Raw genomic sequence first — 19,265 nt, forward strand, 5'->3', positions numbered from 1 at the left:
GCTATCTCGGTTGTGTATAATTGCCGCCCAGTATAAACCCCTTTCTTTTGATTCAACTGAGCGATTTTCCTATGCGTTTAAACCCCAGCCAACAACGCGCCGTCGAATTTGTTACCGGTCCCTGTCTGGTGCTGGCGGGCGCGGGATCGGGCAAAACCCGCGTAATCACCAATAAAATCGCCCATCTGATTCGGGAGTGTGGCTATCAGGCGCGCCATATCGCCGCGGTCACCTTCACCAATAAAGCGTCTCGTGAGATGAAAGAGCGTGTGGCGCAGACGCTGGGCCGCAAAGAGGCGCGCGGCCTGATGATCTCCACTTTCCATACTTTGGGGCTGGAGATCATCAAGCGTGAAACGGCGGCGCTGGGCATGAAGTCCAACTTTTCGCTGTTTGATGACCAGGACCAGCTCGGATTGCTGAAAGAGCTGACGAAAGAGTGGCTGGAAGAGGATAAAACTCTGTTGCAGCAGCTGATCTCGACCCTCTCGAACTGGAAAAACGATCTGGTCGATCCGCCGCACGCAGCGGCACGGGCGAGTTCAGAGCGCGATAAAATTTTTGCCCACTGCTACGCCCTTTACGACCAGCATCTCAAGTCATGTAACGTGCTCGATTTTGACGATCTGATCCTGCTGCCGACGCTGCTGTTGCAGCGTAATCAGGAGGTGCGTGAGCGCTGGCAGCAGCGCATTCGCTATCTGCTGGTGGATGAGTATCAGGACACCAACACCAGTCAGTACGAGCTGGTGAAGCTGCTGGTTGGGGCGCGGGCGCGCTTTACCGTGGTGGGCGACGACGATCAGTCGATCTACTCATGGCGCGGGGCACGGCCACAAAACCTGGTGCTGCTGAAAGAAGATTTTCCGGCGCTGGAGGTGGTGAAACTGGAGCAGAATTACCGTTCCTCCCAGCGCATCCTGAAAGCGGCAAATATCCTGATCGCCAATAATCCGCACGTATTTGAAAAACGCTTGTTCTCTGAACTGGGTCTGGGCAGTGAACTGAAGGTGGTCACCGCCAACAGTGAAGAGCACGAGGCGGAGCGGGTGACCGGCGAACTGATTGCCCACCATTTTATCAACAAGACGCAGTATAAAGACTACGCCATTCTCTACCGCGGCAACCATCAGTCGCGGGTGTTTGAAAAGTTTCTGATGCAGAACCGTATTCCCTATCGCATCTCGGGCGGTACCTCGTTCTTCTCACGCCCGGAGATCAAAGATCTGCTGGCCTATCTGCGTGTGCTGACCAATCCCGACGATGACAGCGCCTTTTTGCGCATCGTCAATACGCCGCGCCGCGAGATTGGCCCGGCGACGCTGCAAAAACTGGGCGAATGGGCCAACCTGCGCAACAAGAGCCTGTTTAACGCCAGCTTTGATGTCGGTCTGGGTCAGACGCTGGGCGGACGCGGACTGGAACATCTGCAACGCTTCACCCACTGGCTGAACGAGATTATCCAGCTGACCGAACGCGAGCCGGTGAATGCGGTACGCGACCTGATTCGCGGTATCGACTATGAAAGCTGGCTGTTCGAAACCTCCGGCAGTCCGAAAGCGGCAGAGATGCGGATGAAGAACGTCAACACGCTGTTTCAGTGGATGACGGAGATGCTGGAAGGCAGCGATCTGGATGAGCCGATGACCCTGGCGCAGGTGGTCACGCGCTTTACCCTGCGCGACATGATGGAGCGCGGGGAAAGCGACGAAGAGCTTGATCAGGTGCAGTTAATGACGCTGCATGCGTCTAAAGGCCTGGAATTCCCCTATGTGTTTCTGGTGGGGATGGAAGAGGGACTGTTGCCGCATCAGAGCAGCATCGATGAGAACAATATCGAAGAGGAGCGGCGTCTCGCTTACGTCGGCATCACGCGGGCGCAGAAAGAGCTGACCTTTACCCTCTGCCGTGAACGTCGGCAGTATGGCGAACTGGTGCGACCGGAGCCGAGCCGTTTTCTGCTGGAACTGCCGCAGGACGATCTGCAGTGGGAGACGGAGCGCAAAGTGGTGAGTGCCGAAGAGCGGATGAAAACCGGACAGAGTCGGGTTGCGGGCCTGCGCGCGATGCTGGATAAGGCGAAGAAAGGCTAAGCCGGTGGAAGAGAGGATGAGGCGACGACAGCGCGCCTCAGGCTGCCTTAACGGGTGCCGGTTACGACAGGGTCAGTAACCAGTGCACATAGGACTGATAATGGCTCTCCTGCTCCAGCAGCTCGCTGCGCAGCGGATGCGCCTCCAGCCAGCCATCAGGTAAAGTCAGATGCAGCGCGTCATCGTCAGCCTGCAGCCGGACTGCCGGCAGGGTGTCGTCGCGACGGCGGCTGGAGAAGATGATCGCCAGACGCAGCAGACGGCACATCCGTTCCGCCAGACGCGGCGGCAGGGCATTCTGCTGCGCCAGTAACGCCAGGTCGATACTGCCGCTCTGATTCTGCAGCAGACAGGCCAGCAATTTCTTCTGCGCCGGGGTAAAGCCGGGCAGATCGAGGTGACGGACCAGATAAGCGGCGTGCTGCGGCGCATGGCGGAAGTCGACGCTCAGGCCAATCTCATGAATGGCGCAGGCGCTGAGCAGCAGGTCACGGCAGCGCTGATCCAGCTTCCACAGGGTAGAGACCTGACGGAAAAAACGTTCTGCCAGCTGGCGGACCCGATCGGCTTGCTCTACGTCGATGCTAAAACGACGCTGGACGTTCTGTAGCGTGCGGGTGCGGATATCGCGGTCGATCGGCAGGTGCAGCATGCCGTAAACCAGCCCTTCACGCAGCGCGCCGCCCGCCAGCGTCATGCTATCAATAGCGAGTTCCTGAAAGATGGCGATCAGAATCGACAGGCCGCTGGGAAACACCAGCGCCCGTTCCAGCGTCAGCCCTTCAATTTCCAGCTCTTCCAGCTTACCGCACTGAATAGCGCGCTGCTTCAGCTGCTGCAGTTTATTCAGGGTAATGCGCTCGTCCATCCCCTGCGCCACCATAATCTCCTGCAGCGCCTGCACCGTACCCGACGCGCCGACACAGGCCTGCCAGCCCTGCTCACGCAGTTGCGCGGCAATCGGCCGGATCATCTCGCGCGCCGCCTGTTCCGCCTGGTCAAAGTTCTCCTTCGCCAGGTGACGATCGCTAAAGAAGCGCTCCAGCCAGGTCACGCAGCCCATCGACAGGCTGAATAACACGGTGGCATGCGAACCATCACCGGTCGCCAGCTCGGTGCTGCCGCCGCCGATATCGACCACAAGACGCTGATCGGAACCGCCGGTGGTGTGCGCCACGCCCTGATAAATCAGGCGAGCCTCTTCTTCACCGCTGATGACGTTGATGGTACAGCCGAGAATCTGTTGCGCCGTATCGAGAAATTCCTGCGCATTCGCTGCCAGACGCAGCGTGGCGGTTGCCACCACGCGGATCTGATCGAGAGGGATATCCTGCAGTTGTTCAGAGAACAGTTTGAGGCATTGCCAGCCGCGCGTCATCGCCTCAGCTGACAAATGGTTGCTTTTATCCAGACCGGCCGCAAGGCGTACCTTGCGCTTAATTTTCGCGATGGTCTGAATACTGCCAGACACCTCGCGCACCACCAACATATGAAAGCTGTTAGAACCTAAATCAATCGCAGCATAAAGTGACGATGCGCTTAGCATGGTGAGCTTAACCCGAACGTTTACGGTTGTTGTTGCGTGGCGCACCGCGACGATTAGCGTTGTTGCCTCCGCGACGCGGACCGTTGCCGGTACGGCTGCGTGCCAGACGCTTAGGCGGCGGCAGGTCAGTCAGTAATGCATCGCTGTTGTACTTGCTGACCGGGATGCTGTGACCGATATACTCTTCAATCGCCGGCAGGTTCAGCGCGTACTCTTCACAGGCCAGGCTGATGGAGTGTCCGCTGGCGCCCGCACGACCGGTACGACCGATACGGTGTACGTAATCTTCGCAATCATCCGGCAGATCGTAGTTAAACACGTGCGTCACGGCAGGAATATGCAGGCCCCGGGCGGCAACGTCAGTCGCAACCAGAATATCCACATCCCCTTTGGTGAAGTCGTCAAGAATGCGCAGGCGCTTCTTCTGAGCGACATCACCGGTCAGCAGGCCGACACGATGACCATCGGCAGCCAGATGGCCCCAGATATCTTCGCAACGGTGCTTGGTGTTGGCGAACACAATGGCGCGATCAGGCCACTCTTCTTCCAGCAGGGTTTGCAGCAGGCGCATTTTCTCTTCGTTAGACGGATAGAAAAGCTCTTCCTGAATGCGGTGGCCGGTTTTCTGTTCCGGTTCCACTTCAACATATTCAGCACTGTTCATGTGCTCAAACGCCAGTTCACGCACCCGATAAGAGAGCGTGGCGGAGAAGAGCATGCTGAGACGCTGGGTCGCTGCCGGCATCCGGCGGAACAGCCAGCGAATGTCTTTAATAAAGCCGAGATCGAACATGCGGTCGGCTTCGTCCAGCACCATCACCTGAATGACACCGAGGTTAACGTGGTTTTGCTTCGCGTAATCAATCAGACGGCCAGTGGTCCCGACCAGAATATCGACGCCTTGCTCCAGCACTTTCAGCTGTTTATCGTAGCCATCACCGCCGTAGGCGAGGCCCAGTTTCAGGCCGGTTGAGGCGGTTAACGGTTCTGCATCGGCATGAATCTGCACGGCAAGTTCACGCGTTGGCGCGAGAATTAATGCCCGTGGCTGGTTAACCTGACGACCTTCAGGCGCAGGATGAGAGAGAAGATGATGAAACGTTGACGTCAGAAACGCCATCGTTTTGCCGGTACCGGTTTGCGCCTGGCCTGCAACATCACGCCCGGAAAGCGTAAAGGGCAGGGCTAACGCCTGAATCGGCGTGCAGTATTGAAAGCCTTTACTATCAAGGGCTTCAACGACTTTTGGGTGCAGGGCGAAGTCGGAAAACTTCTGTTCAGTTAAGTGTGTTTTGCTCATAGTGTGGTAGAATATCAGCTTACTATCGCTTTACGAAAGCGTATCCGATGAAATAAAGTCAACCTACATTGGTTTATATTACGCCAATTCGCCAGGCATAATCTTGTGGAGTAAAACATGAGCAGCGATAAAATCGTTCATCTGACTGATGACAGTTTCGACACCGACGTGCTGAAAGCCGACGGCGTTACACTGGTAGATTTCTGGGCTGAATGGTGTGGTCCTTGCAAAATGATCGCACCAATCCTTGATGAAGTTGCAGAAGAGTATGATGGCAAACTGACCATCGCTAAGCTGAATATTGATGATAACCCAGGCACGGCACCGAAATACGGCATTCGTGGTATCCCGACGCTGCTGCTGTTTAAAAATGGCGAAGTCGCCGCGACCAAAGTGGGCGCGCTGTCTAAAGGCCAGCTGAAAGAGTTCCTGAACGCCAACCTGGCGTAATTCAGGGCTGAACGTCTGGCAGTGGTGAATTTATCTCCTGCTGCTGGACGTTCGCTTTCAGGCGTGCTAAGTTACCAACACTGCATTACGAACTTACCTTGTAGTTAGCATCTAAAGTTTTCCCTTGTTAAACCCTGTCGCACTGTACCTTATAAAGATAGAACGGTTTAGCAATCTGACGGTTAGCTCCAACTCTGGCATCGCAATCGACCGTCTCCTCGCTTCCAGGTCGCCATCCCAGACGATGATCGTCGAGAAGAGTCGAAAAGAGCCATTAACGGCATGGATTAATTGCCATACCATTCACGACAAACATTTCGAGTATTACCCCGAGTTTAAGAACCCATCACTATGAATCTTACCGAATTAAAGAATACGCCGGTTGCTGAGCTGATTACTCTCGGCGAAAATATGGGGCTGGAAAACCAGGCTCGTATGCGCAAGCAGGACATTATCTTCTCCATCCTGAAGCAGCACGCGAAAAGCGGCGAAGACATCTTTGGTGATGGCGTGCTGGAGATATTACAGGACGGATTTGGATTCCTCCGTTCCGGAGACAGCTCCTACCTCGCCGGTCCTGATGATATCTACGTTTCCCCCAGCCAGATTCGCCGTTTTAACCTCCGCACAGGTGATACCATCTCTGGCAAAATTCGTCCGCCTAAAGAGGGTGAACGTTATTTTGCGCTGTTGAAAGTTAACGAAGTTAACTACGACAAGCCGGAAAATGCGCGTAATAAGATTCTGTTCGAAAACCTCACGCCGCTGCACGCAAATAAACGTCTGCGTATGGAGCGGGGTAATGGCTCAACGGAAGATCTGACGGCACGTGTGCTGGATCTGGCGTCACCGATTGGTCGTGGTCAGCGTGGTCTGATCGTGGCACCGCCAAAAGCCGGTAAAACCATGCTGCTGCAGAATATCGCGCAGAGCCTGGCGTATAACTACCCGGATTGCACCCTGATGGTGTTGCTGATCGACGAACGTCCGGAAGAAGTGACCGAGATGCAGCGTCTGGTGAAAGGCGAAGTTATCGCCTCGACCTTCGATGAGCCTGCTTCGCGCCACGTTCAGGTTGCTGAAATGGTGATCGAAAAGGCCAAGCGTCTGGTTGAGCACAAGAAAGATGTGATCATCCTGCTCGACTCCATCACCCGTCTGGCGCGTGCTTATAACACCGTGGTCCCGGCTTCAGGTAAAGTCCTGACCGGTGGTGTCGATGCCAACGCCCTGCACCGTCCTAAGCGTTTCTTCGGCGCAGCACGTAACGTGGAAGAGGGCGGCAGCCTGACCATCATCGCGACCGCGCTGGTTGATACCGGTTCGAAGATGGATGAGGTGATTTACGAAGAGTTTAAAGGTACCGGTAACATGGAACTGCATCTCTCACGTAAAATTGCTGAAAAACGCGTCTTCCCGGCGATCGATTACAACCGTTCCGGTACGCGTAAAGAAGAGCTGCTCACTTCTCAGGAAGAGCTGCAGAAGATGTGGATCCTGCGCAAAATCATTCACCCAATGGGCGAGATCGACGCGATGGAGTTCCTCATCAACAAGCTGGCGATGACCAAAACCAACGACGAATTCTTCGACATGATGAAGCGTTCCTAATCCGATACTGCAAAGCCGAACCACAGATTCGGCTTTTTTAGCCTAAATGCGCAGAAAATCGACCTTACGCCACGTCTCAACGTGGCGTTTTTCATTTCTGAGCTATAGGATTGAACACTGGCAGGAGCATTAATAATGACTGTGGTAGTGGTGGCGAATAAATGACCGTTCGTGCATCTCTTTATGCAGAATTCGGAATCCGACGCAGCGATAAGCGCATTGTTTCGCGTATTGTTGCCCGTGATGTTAGCTGAGAGCGTTTAACGTGAATTTACTCACTATGAGTACTGAGCTTGGTTTAATTTTTCTCTTTTCCCTGGCTTTCCTCTTTTTTGCCCGAAAAGCAGCTAAAAAAATTGGTCTGGTTGATAAGCCTAACTCACGTAAACGCCATCATGGCGCGATTCCGTTGGTGGGCGGCATTTCTGTGTTTGCAGGTATCTGCTTCACCTTCGCGATAACCAATTATTATCTGCCCCATGCGCTGCTCTATCTGGGGTGCGCCGGGGTGCTGGTGCTGGTTGGCGCACTGGACGATCGTTTCGATATCAGCGTGAAAATCCGTGCCGTGGTGCAGGCGATCGTCGCGGTGGTGATGATGACCGGCGCCAAACTTTATCTGCTGAGCCTTGGGTTTATCGTCGGACCCTTTGAACTGATTGTCGGCCCGTTTGGCTATGTGCTGACGCTGTTTGCCGTCTGGGCGGCGATTAACGCCTTTAATATGGTTGATGGCATTGACGGCCTGCTCGGCGGACTCTCTTCGGTCACCTTCGCGGCGATGGGCATCATCCTCTACTTTGATGGCCAGACCAGCCTCGCCATGTGGTGTTTTGCGATGATCGCCGCCACGTTACCTTACATCCTGCTTAACCTCGGCTTCCTCGGCCGCCGCTTTAAAGTGTTTATGGGCGATGCCGGCAGCACAATGATCGGCTTCACCATCATCTGGATTCTGCTGGAAACGACGCAGGGTCTGAGCCATCCCATCACTCCCGTCACCGCACTCTGGCTGATCGCCATTCCTTTAATGGACATGGTGGCGATTATGTACCGCCGTCTGCGTAAAGGCATGAGCCCGTTTTCTGCTGACCGCCAGCATATCCACCATCTGATCATGCGCGCTGGTTTTAGCTCACGTCAGGCCTTTGTGCTGATCACCGTTGCTGCCGCGATTCTTGCCGGTATCGGTGTCTTGGGTGAATACCTGGCGTTCATCCCGGAATGGGTCATGCTGCTGCTGTTCCTGGTGGCCTTCATGGTTTACGGCTACTGCCTGAAGCATGCCTGGCGCGTGGCGCGACGTGTCCGGCGTCTTAAACGCCGTCTGAGCCATTACCGTAACGCCAAAAACAATTTACCCCGCTAAGCGCTGATAAAGGATAACGCTGCCATGCCTGCTGAGATTGTGGACAACGAACTGGATATTCGCGGCCTGTGTTGCCGTTTATGGCAAGGCAAGCGCTGGATTGTCGGGCTGGCGCTGCTGTTTGCTCTGGTCGCCTGGCTGGCGACCCTGCTGATGAGGCAGGTCTGGAGCACCACCGCGGTTACCGATCGCCCGACCGTCAACATGCTGGGCTCTTACTATGCGCAGCAGCAGTTTCTTGCCAACCTGGATGTGCGCAATAACGCGCTGACGCTCTCTGCTCCCTCGCCCACGGTGATGGATGAGGTCTATCAGGAGTTCACCATGCAACTCGCCTCATGGGATACGCGCCGCGAGTTCTGGCAGCAAACCGATTATTATAAAAGCCGTAAAACCGGTAACGCGCACAACGATGCCGCGCTGCTCGACGATATGATCAGCAATATTGTGTTCACGCCAGCCGATGCAGCACATAACCTGCCGGACAATGTCCGCCTTAAAGCGGAAACCGCCAGCGATGCCAATAACCTGCTGCGCCAGTACATTGCTTACGCCAGCGAGCGGGCGGCACGCCATCTGAATGAAGAGTTTAAAGGTGCCTGGCAGGCACGGACGGCGCAGCTTCAGGCGCAGGTCAAACGGCAGGAAGATGTGGCTAACGCGGTGTTTCAGCGTCAGCAACATCGCCTGGAGCAGGCGCTGAAGATCGCCAGCCAGCAGGGGATTAATGAAAAGCAGGCGCGCGAAGCCGGGGAAAACCTGGCGGACAGCGATCTGTTTCTGCTGGGCAAGCCGGTGTTACAGGGGCAGCTTGATACCCTGCGCGCCACCGGACCCAACTTCGATATAAGCTATGATCAGAACAGAGCCATGCTGACCACGCTGGTAGCCGGCCCGACACTGAACAGCAAGTTCCAGACTTACCGTTACCTGCGTACCCCAGAAGAGCCGGTGTCGCGTGATAGTCCGCGCCGCCTGTTCATGATGATTATGTGGGGTGCCGTAGGGGCATTGGTGGGTGCTGGTGTGGCGCTGACACGTCGTCCGCGTCTGATCTCAGACCAGCGTCATTGAGAGAAACAGTGTGAAAGTTCTGACAGTATTTGGTACCCGTCCTGAAGCAATTAAAATGGCACCGCTGGTTCAGGCGCTGGCGCAGGATCCGGCTTTTGAATCGCGGCTGTGCGTCACTGCACAGCATCGCGAGATGCTCGATCAGGTGCTGCGCCTGTTTCAGCTGCAGCCGGACTACGACCTCAATATTATGCGACCAGAGCAGGGGCTGACCGAGATCACCTGCCGCATTTTAGAGGGCATGAAGAACGTGTTGCTCGACTTCAAACCGGACATTGTGCTGGTTCACGGCGACACAACCACCACCTTAGCGGCCAGCCTGGCGGCGTTTTATCAGCAAATCCCTGTGGGTCATGTTGAAGCCGGACTGCGCACCGGCGATCTCGCCTCGCCGTGGCCGGAAGAGGGAAACCGCAAACTCACCGGCCATCTTGCCCGTCTCCATTTCACACCGACGTTGCGATCGCGCCAGAATCTGCTGCAGGAAAATCTGCCGGATGCGCGCATCGTGGTGACCGGCAACACGGTGATTGATGCGCTGTTATGGGTGCGCGATCGGGTGCTGGATGACACCAATCTGAATGCTCAGCTGGCGGCCCGCTATCCGTTCCTCGACGACAGCAAGAAGCTGGTGCTGGTCACCGGCCATCGGCGTGAAAGTTTTGGCGACGGATTTGAGCGCATCTGTAGCGCGCTGGCGCAGATTGCGCGTCAGCATCCGGAAGCGCAAATCGTCTATCCGGTGCACCTGAACCCCAACGTTAGCGAGCCGGTTAACCGTATACTTAGCGGCATTGAAAATATCATTCTGATCGAGCCCCAGGAGTATCTGCCTTTTGTCTGGCTGATGAACCGCGCCTGGCTGATTCTCACCGATTCAGGAGGGATTCAGGAGGAAGCGCCATCGCTGGGCAAGCCGGTACTGGTGATGCGTGATACCACCGAGCGGCCCGAAGCGGTCGATGCCGGTACGGTAAAACTGGTGGGGACGGATATTGCCAGAATCGTGGCTGAGGTCAGCACCCTGCTGACTGACGATAACGCCTGGCAGGCGATGAGCCATGCCCATAATCCGTATGGCGATGGCAAAGCCTGTGGCCGTATTTTACAAGCCTTAAAAGATAACCGAGCCGACTTATGAGTTTTGAAACCATTTCCGTGATTGGACTGGGATACATTGGGCTGCCAACGGCAGCCGTTTTTGCCTCAAAGGGAAAAAAAGTGGTGGGCGTTGATATCAATGCCCGTGCGGTTGACACCATTAATCGTGGCGCGATTCATATCGTGGAACCCGATTTAGACCAGGTGGTGCACGCTGCCGTGACGCGCGGTGATTTGCGGGCGACCACCCAGCCGGAAGCCGCTGACGCGTTTCTGATTGCGGTGCCAACGCCCTTCCAGGCGGGCTATCAGCCCGATCTGCGCTTTGTGAAAGCCGCAGCAGAGTCGATCGCGCCGGTCCTGAAAACGGGCGATTTAGTGATTCTTGAATCTACCTCGCCGGTCGGCACCACCGAGCAGATGGCCGCGTGGCTGGCGGCTGCGCGTCCCGATCTGCGTTTCCCGCAGCAGAGTGAGACGCCCGATATTTTTATCGCTTACTGTCCGGAGCGGGTGCTGCCGGGCAAGGTGATGGTAGAGCTGATCAATAACGATCGGGTGATTGGCGGCATGACACCAGCCTGTTCGGCACGCGCCAGTGAACTCTATCGGCTATTTTTGAAAGGCGAATGCGTGGAAACCAACGCCCGCACCGCTGAGATGTGTAAGCTGACCGAAAACAGCTTCCGTGACGTTAATATCGCCTTTGCAAATGAGCTGTCGCTGATTTGCGCCGCTCAGGGGATTAACGTCTGGGAACTGATTGCGCTGGCCAATCGTCATCCGCGCGTTAACATTCTGCAGCCTGGCCCGGGCGTGGGCGGGCACTGCATCGCCGTCGATCCCTGGTTCATCGTGGCGCAGAATCCTGAACTGGCCCGTCTGATTCGGACCGCGCGCGAAGTGAATGACGCCAAGCCGCAATGGGTACTGGATCAGGTCAAAACGGCGGTGGCGGACAGCCTGACGCAAACCGGCAAGCGTGCCAGCGATCTGACCATTGCCTGTTTCGGTCTGGCCTTTAAGCCTGACATTGATGACCTGCGCGAAAGCCCGGCAATGGGCGTTGCGCGACTGATTGCTGACTGGCATAGCGGCACCAGCTGGGTGGTTGAACCGCACATCGATCAGATTCCGGAGGTGCTGAATGACAGAGCCACGCTGGTCTCCAGCGAGCAGGCGCTGGCACAGGCGGACATTCTGGTGATGCTGGTTGATCACCGCGCTTTCCGCGCAGTGGATGCCGCCGCAGTCCGTCAGCAGTGGGTGGTTGATACCAAAGGCGTCTGGCGATGAAACGTTTTCTGGTCACTGGCGGTGCCGGTTTTATCGGCTCGGCACTGGTGCGCTTTCTGATTGCCGAAACTGATCATCAGGTCGTGGTGGTCGATAAACTCAGCTATGCTGGCAACCTGGCTTCGCTAAGCAGCGTCGCCGATTCGCCACGTTTTAACTTTGAGCAGGCTGACATTTGCGATCGCCCGGCGCTCGATCAGATCTTTGACCGCTATCAGCCAGATTGTGTGATGCACCTGGCTGCGGAAAGTCACGTTGATCGCTCTATTGATGGGCCGATTGCCTTTATCGAAACCAACATCGTTGGAACTTACCAGCTGCTGGAAGCTGCACGCTTTTACTGGCAAGCGCTGGATGCTACACGCAAAGCGGCGTTTATTTTCCACCATATCTCAACTGACGAAGTGTTTGGCGATCTGCATGGCAGCGAGGATTACTTCACCGAAACCACGCCTTACGCTCCCAGCAGCCCCTACTCTGCCAGTAAAGCCAGCAGTGATCATTTAGTCCGTGCCTGGCGCCGAACCTACGGTTTGCCGACGCTGGTGACCAACTGTTCAAACAATTATGGTCCATGTCATTTCCCGGAAAAACTGATCCCGCTCACCATCATTAACGCGCTGGCGGGTAAAGCGTTGCCGGTGTACGGCAACGGACAACAGATACGTGACTGGCTCTATGTAGAAGACCATGCCCGCGCACTGTATCAGGTGGTCAGCCAGGGCAAGCCCGGTGAGACTTATAATATTGGTGGCCATAATGAGCGGCGTAATATTGAAGTGGTGGAAACCGTATGCAGCCTGCTGGAAGAGCTGGCGGCAGATCAAAAACCGCAGCGGCTGGCCCATTATCGCGACCTGATTACCTACGTTACCGATCGGCCCGGCCATGACCAGCGTTACGCAATTGACGCCAGTAAGATCGCGCGCGAATTAGGCTGGACGCCGCAGGAAACGTTTGAAAGCGGCATGCGTAAAACAGTCGCCTGGTATCTGGCGAATCCCGACTGGTGGCAAGCCATTCTCGATGGCCGCTACCGTGGCGAGCGCCTCGGCTTATCGCAATAAACAGCGAAAGGAGCAGCGATGAAAGGCATCATTTTAGCCGGAGGATCGGGCACACGTTTACATCCCATCACCCGTGCAGTTTCAAAACAACTGCTGCCGGTCTATGACAAACCGATGATCTATTACCCGCTGTCAGTGCTGATGCTGGCGGGTATTCGCGATATTTTGCTGATTACTACACCAGAAGATCGGGCGCAGTTTGAACGCCTGCTTGGCGACGGGACGGAATTTGGTGTTCGATTGAGTTACGCGGTTCAGCCTCATCCGGATGGGCTGGCGCAGGCGTTTATCATCGGTGAATCTTTTATTGGTGACGACAATTGCTGCCTGGTGCTGGGTGATAATCTTTACTTCGGCCAGGGCTTCAGTCCGAAGCTGAAGAAAGTCGCAGAGCAGAACCGCGGCGCAACCGTGTTTGGTTATCAGGTAATGGATCCCGAACGCTTTGGTGTGGTGGAATTCGATGATGACTTTAAAGCGATTTCTATTGAAGAAAAGCCAGCGCAACCGAAATCCCGCTGGGCGGTCACCGGCCTCTATTTCTACGACAATCAGGTGGTCGACTTCGCCAGACAGGTGAAACCTTCGTCACGCGGCGAACTGGAAATCACTGCTATTAATCAGATGTACCTTGAGCGCGGTGAGCTGACTGTCGAACTGCTGGGAAGGGGATTCGCATGGCTGGATACCGGCACCCATGACAGCCTGGTGGAAGCGAGCATGTTTGTGCAGACGGTCGAAAAGCGCCAGGGCTTTAAAATCGCCTGCCTGGAAGAGATCGCCTGGCGCAACAGCTGGCTGAGTGATGACCAGCTACGTGCGGCCGGCGAAGCGCTGACGAAAACCGGCTACGGCCAATACCTGCTGGATTTATTACATGCCCGTCCACGTCAATATTAATCCTCTTAGCTGGGAGAGCCAGTTCTTCGGTATCGACACCGTGCGGCTGGATCTTAACGGTGACACTGCGCTGGACGCAGCGTTGCAGCATCCCTGCGCGCTGCTGCAGATTAAAGTACCTGCCAGCCAGACCGCACTGATTGATACGCTGCAGCAGCACCGGTTCCAGCTGGTGGAAGGCGAAGCGGACCTGACGCTGGCGATTAAACAGACCGAACGACAGAGCGGCATTCGCATTGCGCGCGAGGCGCAGATTCCGTCACTGCGCGAGGCGGCCTCGCAGCTGTTCAGTCAGAGCCGTTTCCGCGCGCCCTGGTATGCGCCCGACGCCAGCGGGCGTTTTTACGCCCAGTGGATTGAAAATGCGGTGCGTGGCACCTTTGATCACCAATGCCTGGTAGCTGCGGATGCCACAGGCCAACTGCAGGGTTTCGTCTCGTTGCGTGAAGTGGACGGTGATGCCCGCATCGGCTTGCTGGCGGTGCTGCCTGACGCGCAGGGCCAGGGGCTGGGTCAGCGGCTGATGCTGGCGGCAGCAGACTGGGCGCGGGCGCGGCAGCTGGCGCAGCTCCATGTCGCCACTCAGCTCAGCAATCTTACGGCGATGCGCCTCTATTTACGCAGCGGTGCCCGCATCGACAGCACCGCCTACTGGTTCTACAGGAAAGGTCATGATTCCATTTAACGCACCCCCGGTTGTGGGCACCGAAATTGAGTACATGCAGTCGGCAATGAACAGCGGCAAGCTGTGCGGAGACGGCGGTTTTACCCGTCGCTGCCAGCAGTGGATGGAGCAGCGCTTTGGCAGCAAAAAAGTGCTGCTGACGCCTTCCTGTACCGCGTCGCTGGAGATGGCGGCGCTGTTGATCGATCTGCAGCCTGGCGATGAAGTGATCATGCCGAGCTACACCTTTGTCTCTACTGCCAACGCCTTTGTGCTGCGCGGTGCGCGCATTGTGTTTGTCGATGTGCGTCCTGACACCATGAACATTGATGAAACGCTGATCGAAGCGGCCATCACTGAAAAAACCCGCGCCATCGTGCCGGTGCACTACGCAGGCGTGGCCTGTGAAATGGACACTATTATGGCGCTGGCGGCGAAGCATAAACTGTTTGTGATAGAAGATGCGGCGCAGGGCGTGATGTCACGCTACAAAGGCCGTGCGCTGGGCACCATCGGCCATATTGGCTGCTTCAGCTTCCATGAAACCAAAAACTACACCGCCGGCGGCGAAGGTGGCGCGACACTGATCAATGACGCCAGCCTGGTCGAACGCGCCGAGATCATCCGGGAAAAAGGCACTAACCGTAGTCAGTTCTTTCGCGGTCAGGTGGATAAATATACCTGGCGCGATATGGGGTCGAGCTACCTGATGGCCGATCTGCAGGCGGCCTATCTCTGGGCGCAGCTGGAAGCGGCCGAACGTATTAATCAGCAACGGCTGCGTCTCTGGCAGCGTTACTACGATGCGCTTCAGCCGCTGGCGGAGCAGGGGCGCATCGATCTGCCGGTGATCCCTGCCAGCTGCGAGCACAATGCGCATATGTTCTACATCAAACTGCGCGATCAGGACGATCGTCAGGCGCTGATCAACTGGATGAAAGAAGCCGAGATACTGACGGTGTTCCACTACATTCCGCTGCACAGTTCACCCGCCGGTCAGCGCTTTTCGCAGTTTGCTGGCGTCGATCGTTTCACCACGGTGGAAAGTGAGCGTCTGCTGCGCCTGCCGCTGTTTTACAACCTGTCGGATAATAACCAGAGCACGGTTATCAGCTCGCTGCTGAGCTTCTTTTCCTGATGTCACTCGCCAGAGCCTCGGTGTGGACCGCCTCGTCCACGCTGGTAAAAATTGTTGCCGGGTTACTGGTGGTCAAACTGCTGGCGGTCAGCTTCGGGCCGGAAGGCGTCGGTCAGGCTGGAAACTTTCGTCAGCTGATCACCGTACTGGGCGTGCTGGCCGGTGCCGGCATTTTCAACGGCGTGACCAGCTATGTGGCGCAATATCAGCAGCAGCCGGAGCAGTTGCGGGCGCTGGTCGGTACCGCATCGACCATGGTGCTGGGCTTTTCCGGCGTACTGGCGCTGCTGTTCCTGCTGGCGGCTGGGCCGATCAGCCATGCGCTGTTTGGTCACGATCGCTATCAGAACGTGATCCGCGTGGTGGCGTTTCTTCAGCTCGGCATTGCCTGGGCGAACTTTAGTCTGGCATTGCTGAAAGGCTATCGTGATGCGCGCGGCAATGCGCTGGCGCTGATTCTCGGCAGCCTGATTGGGGTCGGCGGCTATCTGCTGTGCTGGTGGTTTGGCGGTTATCAGGGCGCACTGATCGGGCTGGCGCTGGTACCGGCGTTACTGCTTCTACCGGCGATGGCGCTGCTGAAACGCCGCATCCCTTTGCCGCTCAGCTGGCTGCGTCCGCAATGGCAGCCTGAACTGGCCCGTAACCTGACCAAATATACCCTGATGGCGCTGATTACCACCGTAACGCTGCCGGTGGCCTGGGTGATGATGCGTAACCTGCTGGCGGCGCAGCAGGGCTGGGCGCAGGTCGGTCTCTGGCAGGGCGTGACCAGCATCTCTGATGCCTACCTGCAATTTATCACCGCTACCTTCAGCGTCTGGCTGCTGCCGACGCTGGCGCGACTGGATAACAAACGCGATATCGCGCTGGAAATAGGGCGTGCTCTGCGCTTTGTGCTGCCGGCGGTGGCGGTGGCCAGTTTTGGCGTATGGGTTCTGCGTGATATTGCCATCAGCCTGCTGTTTTCCGATGCGTTTCGCGGCATGCGCGATCTGTTTATCTGGCAACTGTGTGGCGATGTTTTTAAAGTGGGCGCCTACGTTTTCGGATATCTGGTGATCGCCAAAGCCTCGCTGCGCTTTTATGTTCTGACTGAGATCAGCCAGTTTGTGTTGCTGACGCTGTTCTCACGCTGGCTGATCCCGTTACATGGCGCAACGGGTGCGGCGCAGGCCTACATGTTTACCTATATGGCTTATTTCGCCCTGTGTTGTGGCGCCTTTATGATTTATTGCCGGAAAAAATGACTTTAATTCACGTTCTGGGATCGGATATTCCCCACCACAACCTTACGGTGCTGCGCTTTTTCAACGACGTACTGAGCGTTGAACAGCCTGTGGCCAAACCTCGCCACTTTATGGTGGTGACGCAGCAGCCTGAGAGCGTAGCGCCGTTCGGTGCCTTACAGATTGAGTGCTTTACCAGTAAAAAGGCGCTGGCGCAGGCGGTATTGCAGCGGGCCAGCAATCGTCAGCAACGCTTTTTCTGCCACGGCCAGTTCAATCCCTGGATCTGGCTGGCGCTACTCAGCGGTAAGCTGCAGCGTTCCCAGCTGTTCTGGCACGTCTGGGGCGCCGATCTGTATGAAGATTCACGCAGCCTGAAGTTTCGCCTGTTCTATTTTCTGCGCCGGATGGCGCAGGGACGGGTGGCGCAGGTTTTTGCCACCCGCGGCGATCTGCATCATTACCAGCAGCGCCATCGTCGGGTGCCGGGCGCGTTGCTCTATTTCCCGACCCGCATGCCGGAAGTCGCGGTTCACTCTGCGCCCGATCCGACGTTTACTCTGCTGCTGGGAAATTCAGGCGATCCCAGCAACCGGCACATTGATGGATTGAAGGCGATTCGCGCGCAGTTTGGCGACCAGGTGCGCATCGAGGTGCCGTTGGGTTATCCGCCGAACAATCAGGCTTATATCAGTCAGGTGCAGGCAGCGGCTGAGGCGTTGTTTCCGCAGGGTCAGGTGAACCTGATCACTGAAAAAATGGCGTTTGATGACTATTTAGCGCTGCTGGCGCGCTGCCATGTCGGTTATTTTATGTTTGAACGCCAGCAAGGCATCGGAACTTTATGCCTGTTGATTCAGGCCAACGTGCCGTTTGTTCTGAGTCGTAAAAATCCGTTCTGGCGGGATGTAGCGGAGCAGCAGCTGCCGGTGCTGTTCAGTGAGGATGCGCTGACACCAGCGGTCGTTGCCGAAGCACGCCGTCAGCTGGCTGGCTGCGATAAGCAGGCGATCGCCTTTTTTGCCCCCGGCTATCTGGCGGGATGGCGCAACGCATTACGCCTCAGCGAAGGGGAGTTGTCATGAGCCTTATGCAGTTTAGCGGTCTGCTGATGGTTTATCTGCTGTCGCTGGGGTTTATTCTGACCCTGACCTGGCGGGAGTTTAAGCGGGTGCGTTTTAACTTTCACCTGTTCTTCACTCTGCTGTTTTTACTGACCTTCTACTTTGGTTTTCCGCTGACCAGCATACTGGTGTTCCGCTTCAATGTCGGGGTCGTGCCGGTGCCCTCACTGCTGGAGGCGCTGCTGTCGGCCACAGGTTTTTATGCCATCTACTACGTTAGCTATAAGGTACGGCTAAGGCCCGCTAATGCTCCGCCCGCTAAACCCTGGCTGCAGATGAATCGGGTCGAAACCCATCTGACCTGTGTCATTCTGGCGCTGGTGGCGCTGGGCACCGTGACGGTGTTTTTCATCCACAATGGGTTTCTGCTGTTCCGCCTGACCGCCTATAACCAGATTTTTTCCAGTGAAGTCTCTGGCGTGGCGCTGAAACGCTTCTTCTATTTCTTTATTCCGGCGATGCTGATCCCCTATTTTTTGCGTCCGACGCAGCGCAACTGGCTGCTGTTTCTGGTGGTGACAGTCGCGTTTGGTTTGCTGACCTATGCGCTGGTCGGCGGGACCCGGGCCAATATTATTATCGCCTTCGCCCTGTTTCTGTTTATCGGCATCACCCGCGGCTGGATTACGCTGTGGATGCTGGCGACCGCAGGCGTCATGGCGATTGCCGGAATGTTCTGGCTGGCGCTGCGCCGTTACAACCTCGACGTCATGGGCGATGAAGCGTTTTACACCTTCCTTTACCTGACGCGTGATACCTTCTCGCCGTGGGAGAATCTGGCGTTACTGCTGGATAACTATGCCCGTATTGAGTTTCAGGGGCTGGCGCCGCTGTGGCGTGACTTTTATGTCTTTATCCCCAGCTGGCTGTGGCCGGATCGTCCGCTGGCGGTGCTGAACAGCGCAAACTACTTCACCTGGGAAGTGCTGAACAACCACTCGGGACTGGCCATTTCACCGACGCTGATCGGCTCGCTGGTGGTAATGGGTGGCGTCTGGGCGATCCCTGTTGGCGCGGTGGCGGTGGGGATGATTATTAAAGCCTTCGATGCGCTCTATGCGCGCGGCTGCCAGGAAACCAATCGCTACAGCGGGGCGATCCTGCAAAGTTTCTGTTTTGGTGCGGTGTTCAACATGATCGTGCTGGCCCGTGAAGGGCTGGATGCGTTTGGCTCACGCGTGGTGTTTTTCGCGATTATTTTTGCCGCCTGCCTGGGCCTGGCTAAATTACTATTCTGGTTATTGGATCGCGCTGGTTTAATTCGCGACCGCAGCAGGCGGGTGTTACATAGCCCCTCCTGAAT

16 protein-coding genes are annotated in these 19,265 nt (G+C 56.3%); 14 read left to right on the plus strand and 2 right to left on the minus strand.

All coding sequences use genetic code 11. The annotated features are described in order from the left end of the window. The first annotated feature begins 71 nt into the window (after positions 1–71). Positions 72–2,093 (plus strand): DNA helicase Rep, encoded by a 2,022-nt coding sequence (gene rep / locus ACX3P5_RS19455; protein WP_336756935.1) that lies wholly within the window; start codon positions 72–74, stop codon positions 2,091–2,093. A gap of 61 nt (positions 2,094–2,154) precedes the next feature. Here rep and gppA read toward each other — a convergent pair whose 3' ends face one another. Together gppA and rhlB are read right to left on the minus strand one after the other, a co-directional pair. Next, positions 2,155–3,639 carry a guanosine-5'-triphosphate,3'-diphosphate diphosphatase gene (gppA, locus tag ACX3P5_RS19460; protein WP_458969147.1) on the minus strand — a complete coding sequence of 495 codons (1,485 nt, stop codon included), beginning with the start codon at positions 3,637–3,639 and terminating at the stop codon, positions 2,155–2,157. Between the two features lie 7 nt (positions 3,640–3,646). Beyond that, complete coding sequence (rhlB, locus tag ACX3P5_RS19465; protein ID WP_458969148.1) at positions 3,647–4,939, minus strand: ATP-dependent RNA helicase RhlB; 1,293 nt, start codon at positions 4,937–4,939, stop codon at positions 3,647–3,649. A 117-nt stretch (positions 4,940–5,056) separates the two neighbouring features. Between rhlB and trxA the strand changes: the two genes are divergently transcribed. The 13 genes from trxA to wzyE all read left to right on the plus strand — a co-directional run bounded on the left by trxA (position 5,057) and on the right by wzyE (position 19,263). Beyond that, positions 5,057–5,389, plus strand: coding sequence for a thioredoxin TrxA (trxA, locus tag ACX3P5_RS19470; protein WP_003851963.1), 333 nt, complete (start codon positions 5,057–5,059; stop codon positions 5,387–5,389). Between the two features lie 351 nt (positions 5,390–5,740). Next, the gene (gene rho, locus ACX3P5_RS19475) at positions 5,741–7,000 is read left to right on the plus strand and encodes a transcription termination factor Rho (protein WP_031375060.1); all 1,260 of its coding nucleotides are present in this window, start codon (positions 5,741–5,743) and stop codon (positions 6,998–7,000) included. A 280-nt stretch (positions 7,001–7,280) separates the two neighbouring features. Further along, entirely contained in the window at positions 7,281–8,369 is a 1,089-nt protein-coding gene (wecA, locus tag ACX3P5_RS19480) for a UDP-N-acetylglucosamine--undecaprenyl-phosphate N-acetylglucosaminephosphotransferase (protein WP_233985671.1), read from the plus strand. 24 nt (positions 8,370–8,393) lie between these two features. Further along, on the plus strand, positions 8,394–9,443 hold the full coding sequence (gene wzzE / locus ACX3P5_RS19485) for an ECA polysaccharide chain length modulation protein (RefSeq protein WP_233985670.1): 1,050 nt from the start codon (positions 8,394–8,396) through the stop codon (positions 9,441–9,443). Positions 9,444–9,453: 10 nt separating this feature from the next. Beyond that, entirely contained in the window at positions 9,454–10,584 is a 1,131-nt protein-coding gene (wecB, locus tag ACX3P5_RS19490) for a non-hydrolyzing UDP-N-acetylglucosamine 2-epimerase (RefSeq protein WP_262287777.1), read from the plus strand. Further along, positions 10,581–11,840, plus strand: a complete 1,260-nt coding sequence (gene wecC, locus ACX3P5_RS19495; RefSeq protein ID WP_458969149.1) for a UDP-N-acetyl-D-mannosamine dehydrogenase — start codon at positions 10,581–10,583, stop codon at positions 11,838–11,840. Before wecB ends, wecC begins: the two co-directional genes overlap by 4 nt. Then, positions 11,837–12,907: a dTDP-glucose 4,6-dehydratase gene (rffG, locus tag ACX3P5_RS19500; protein ID WP_336756931.1), complete on the plus strand. Its 1,071-nt coding sequence runs from the start codon at positions 11,837–11,839 to the stop codon at positions 12,905–12,907. Before wecC ends, rffG begins: the two co-directional genes overlap by 4 nt. A gap of 18 nt (positions 12,908–12,925) precedes the next feature. Beyond that, a complete protein-coding gene (rfbA, locus tag ACX3P5_RS19505) occupies positions 12,926–13,807 on the plus strand; it encodes a glucose-1-phosphate thymidylyltransferase RfbA (protein WP_233985667.1) in 882 nt (293 codons plus the stop codon). Then, positions 13,785–14,492, plus strand: coding sequence for a dTDP-4-amino-4,6-dideoxy-D-galactose acyltransferase (rffC, locus tag ACX3P5_RS19510; protein ID WP_336756927.1), 708 nt, complete (start codon positions 13,785–13,787; stop codon positions 14,490–14,492). The genes rfbA and rffC overlap by 23 nt, the downstream gene beginning before the upstream one ends. Then, the gene (rffA, locus tag ACX3P5_RS19515) at positions 14,479–15,609 is read left to right on the plus strand and encodes a dTDP-4-amino-4,6-dideoxygalactose transaminase (RefSeq protein WP_458969150.1); all 1,131 of its coding nucleotides are present in this window, start codon (positions 14,479–14,481) and stop codon (positions 15,607–15,609) included. Before rffC ends, rffA begins: the two co-directional genes overlap by 14 nt. Beyond that, positions 15,609–16,859: a lipid III flippase WzxE gene (gene wzxE, locus ACX3P5_RS19520; RefSeq protein WP_458969151.1), complete on the plus strand. Its 1,251-nt coding sequence runs from the start codon at positions 15,609–15,611 to the stop codon at positions 16,857–16,859. Before rffA ends, wzxE begins: the two co-directional genes overlap by 1 nt. Then, a complete protein-coding gene (wecF, locus tag ACX3P5_RS19525) occupies positions 16,856–17,923 on the plus strand; it encodes a TDP-N-acetylfucosamine:lipid II N-acetylfucosaminyltransferase (protein WP_458969152.1) in 1,068 nt (355 codons plus the stop codon). Before wzxE ends, wecF begins: the two co-directional genes overlap by 4 nt. Then, the gene (gene wzyE, locus ACX3P5_RS19530) at positions 17,920–19,263 is read left to right on the plus strand and encodes an ECA oligosaccharide polymerase (RefSeq protein WP_233985661.1); all 1,344 of its coding nucleotides are present in this window, start codon (positions 17,920–17,922) and stop codon (positions 19,261–19,263) included. Before wecF ends, wzyE begins: the two co-directional genes overlap by 4 nt. The last annotated feature ends 2 nt before the right edge of the window (positions 19,264–19,265 follow it).

Source organism: Pantoea sp. S-LA4 (assembly GCF_054482835.1).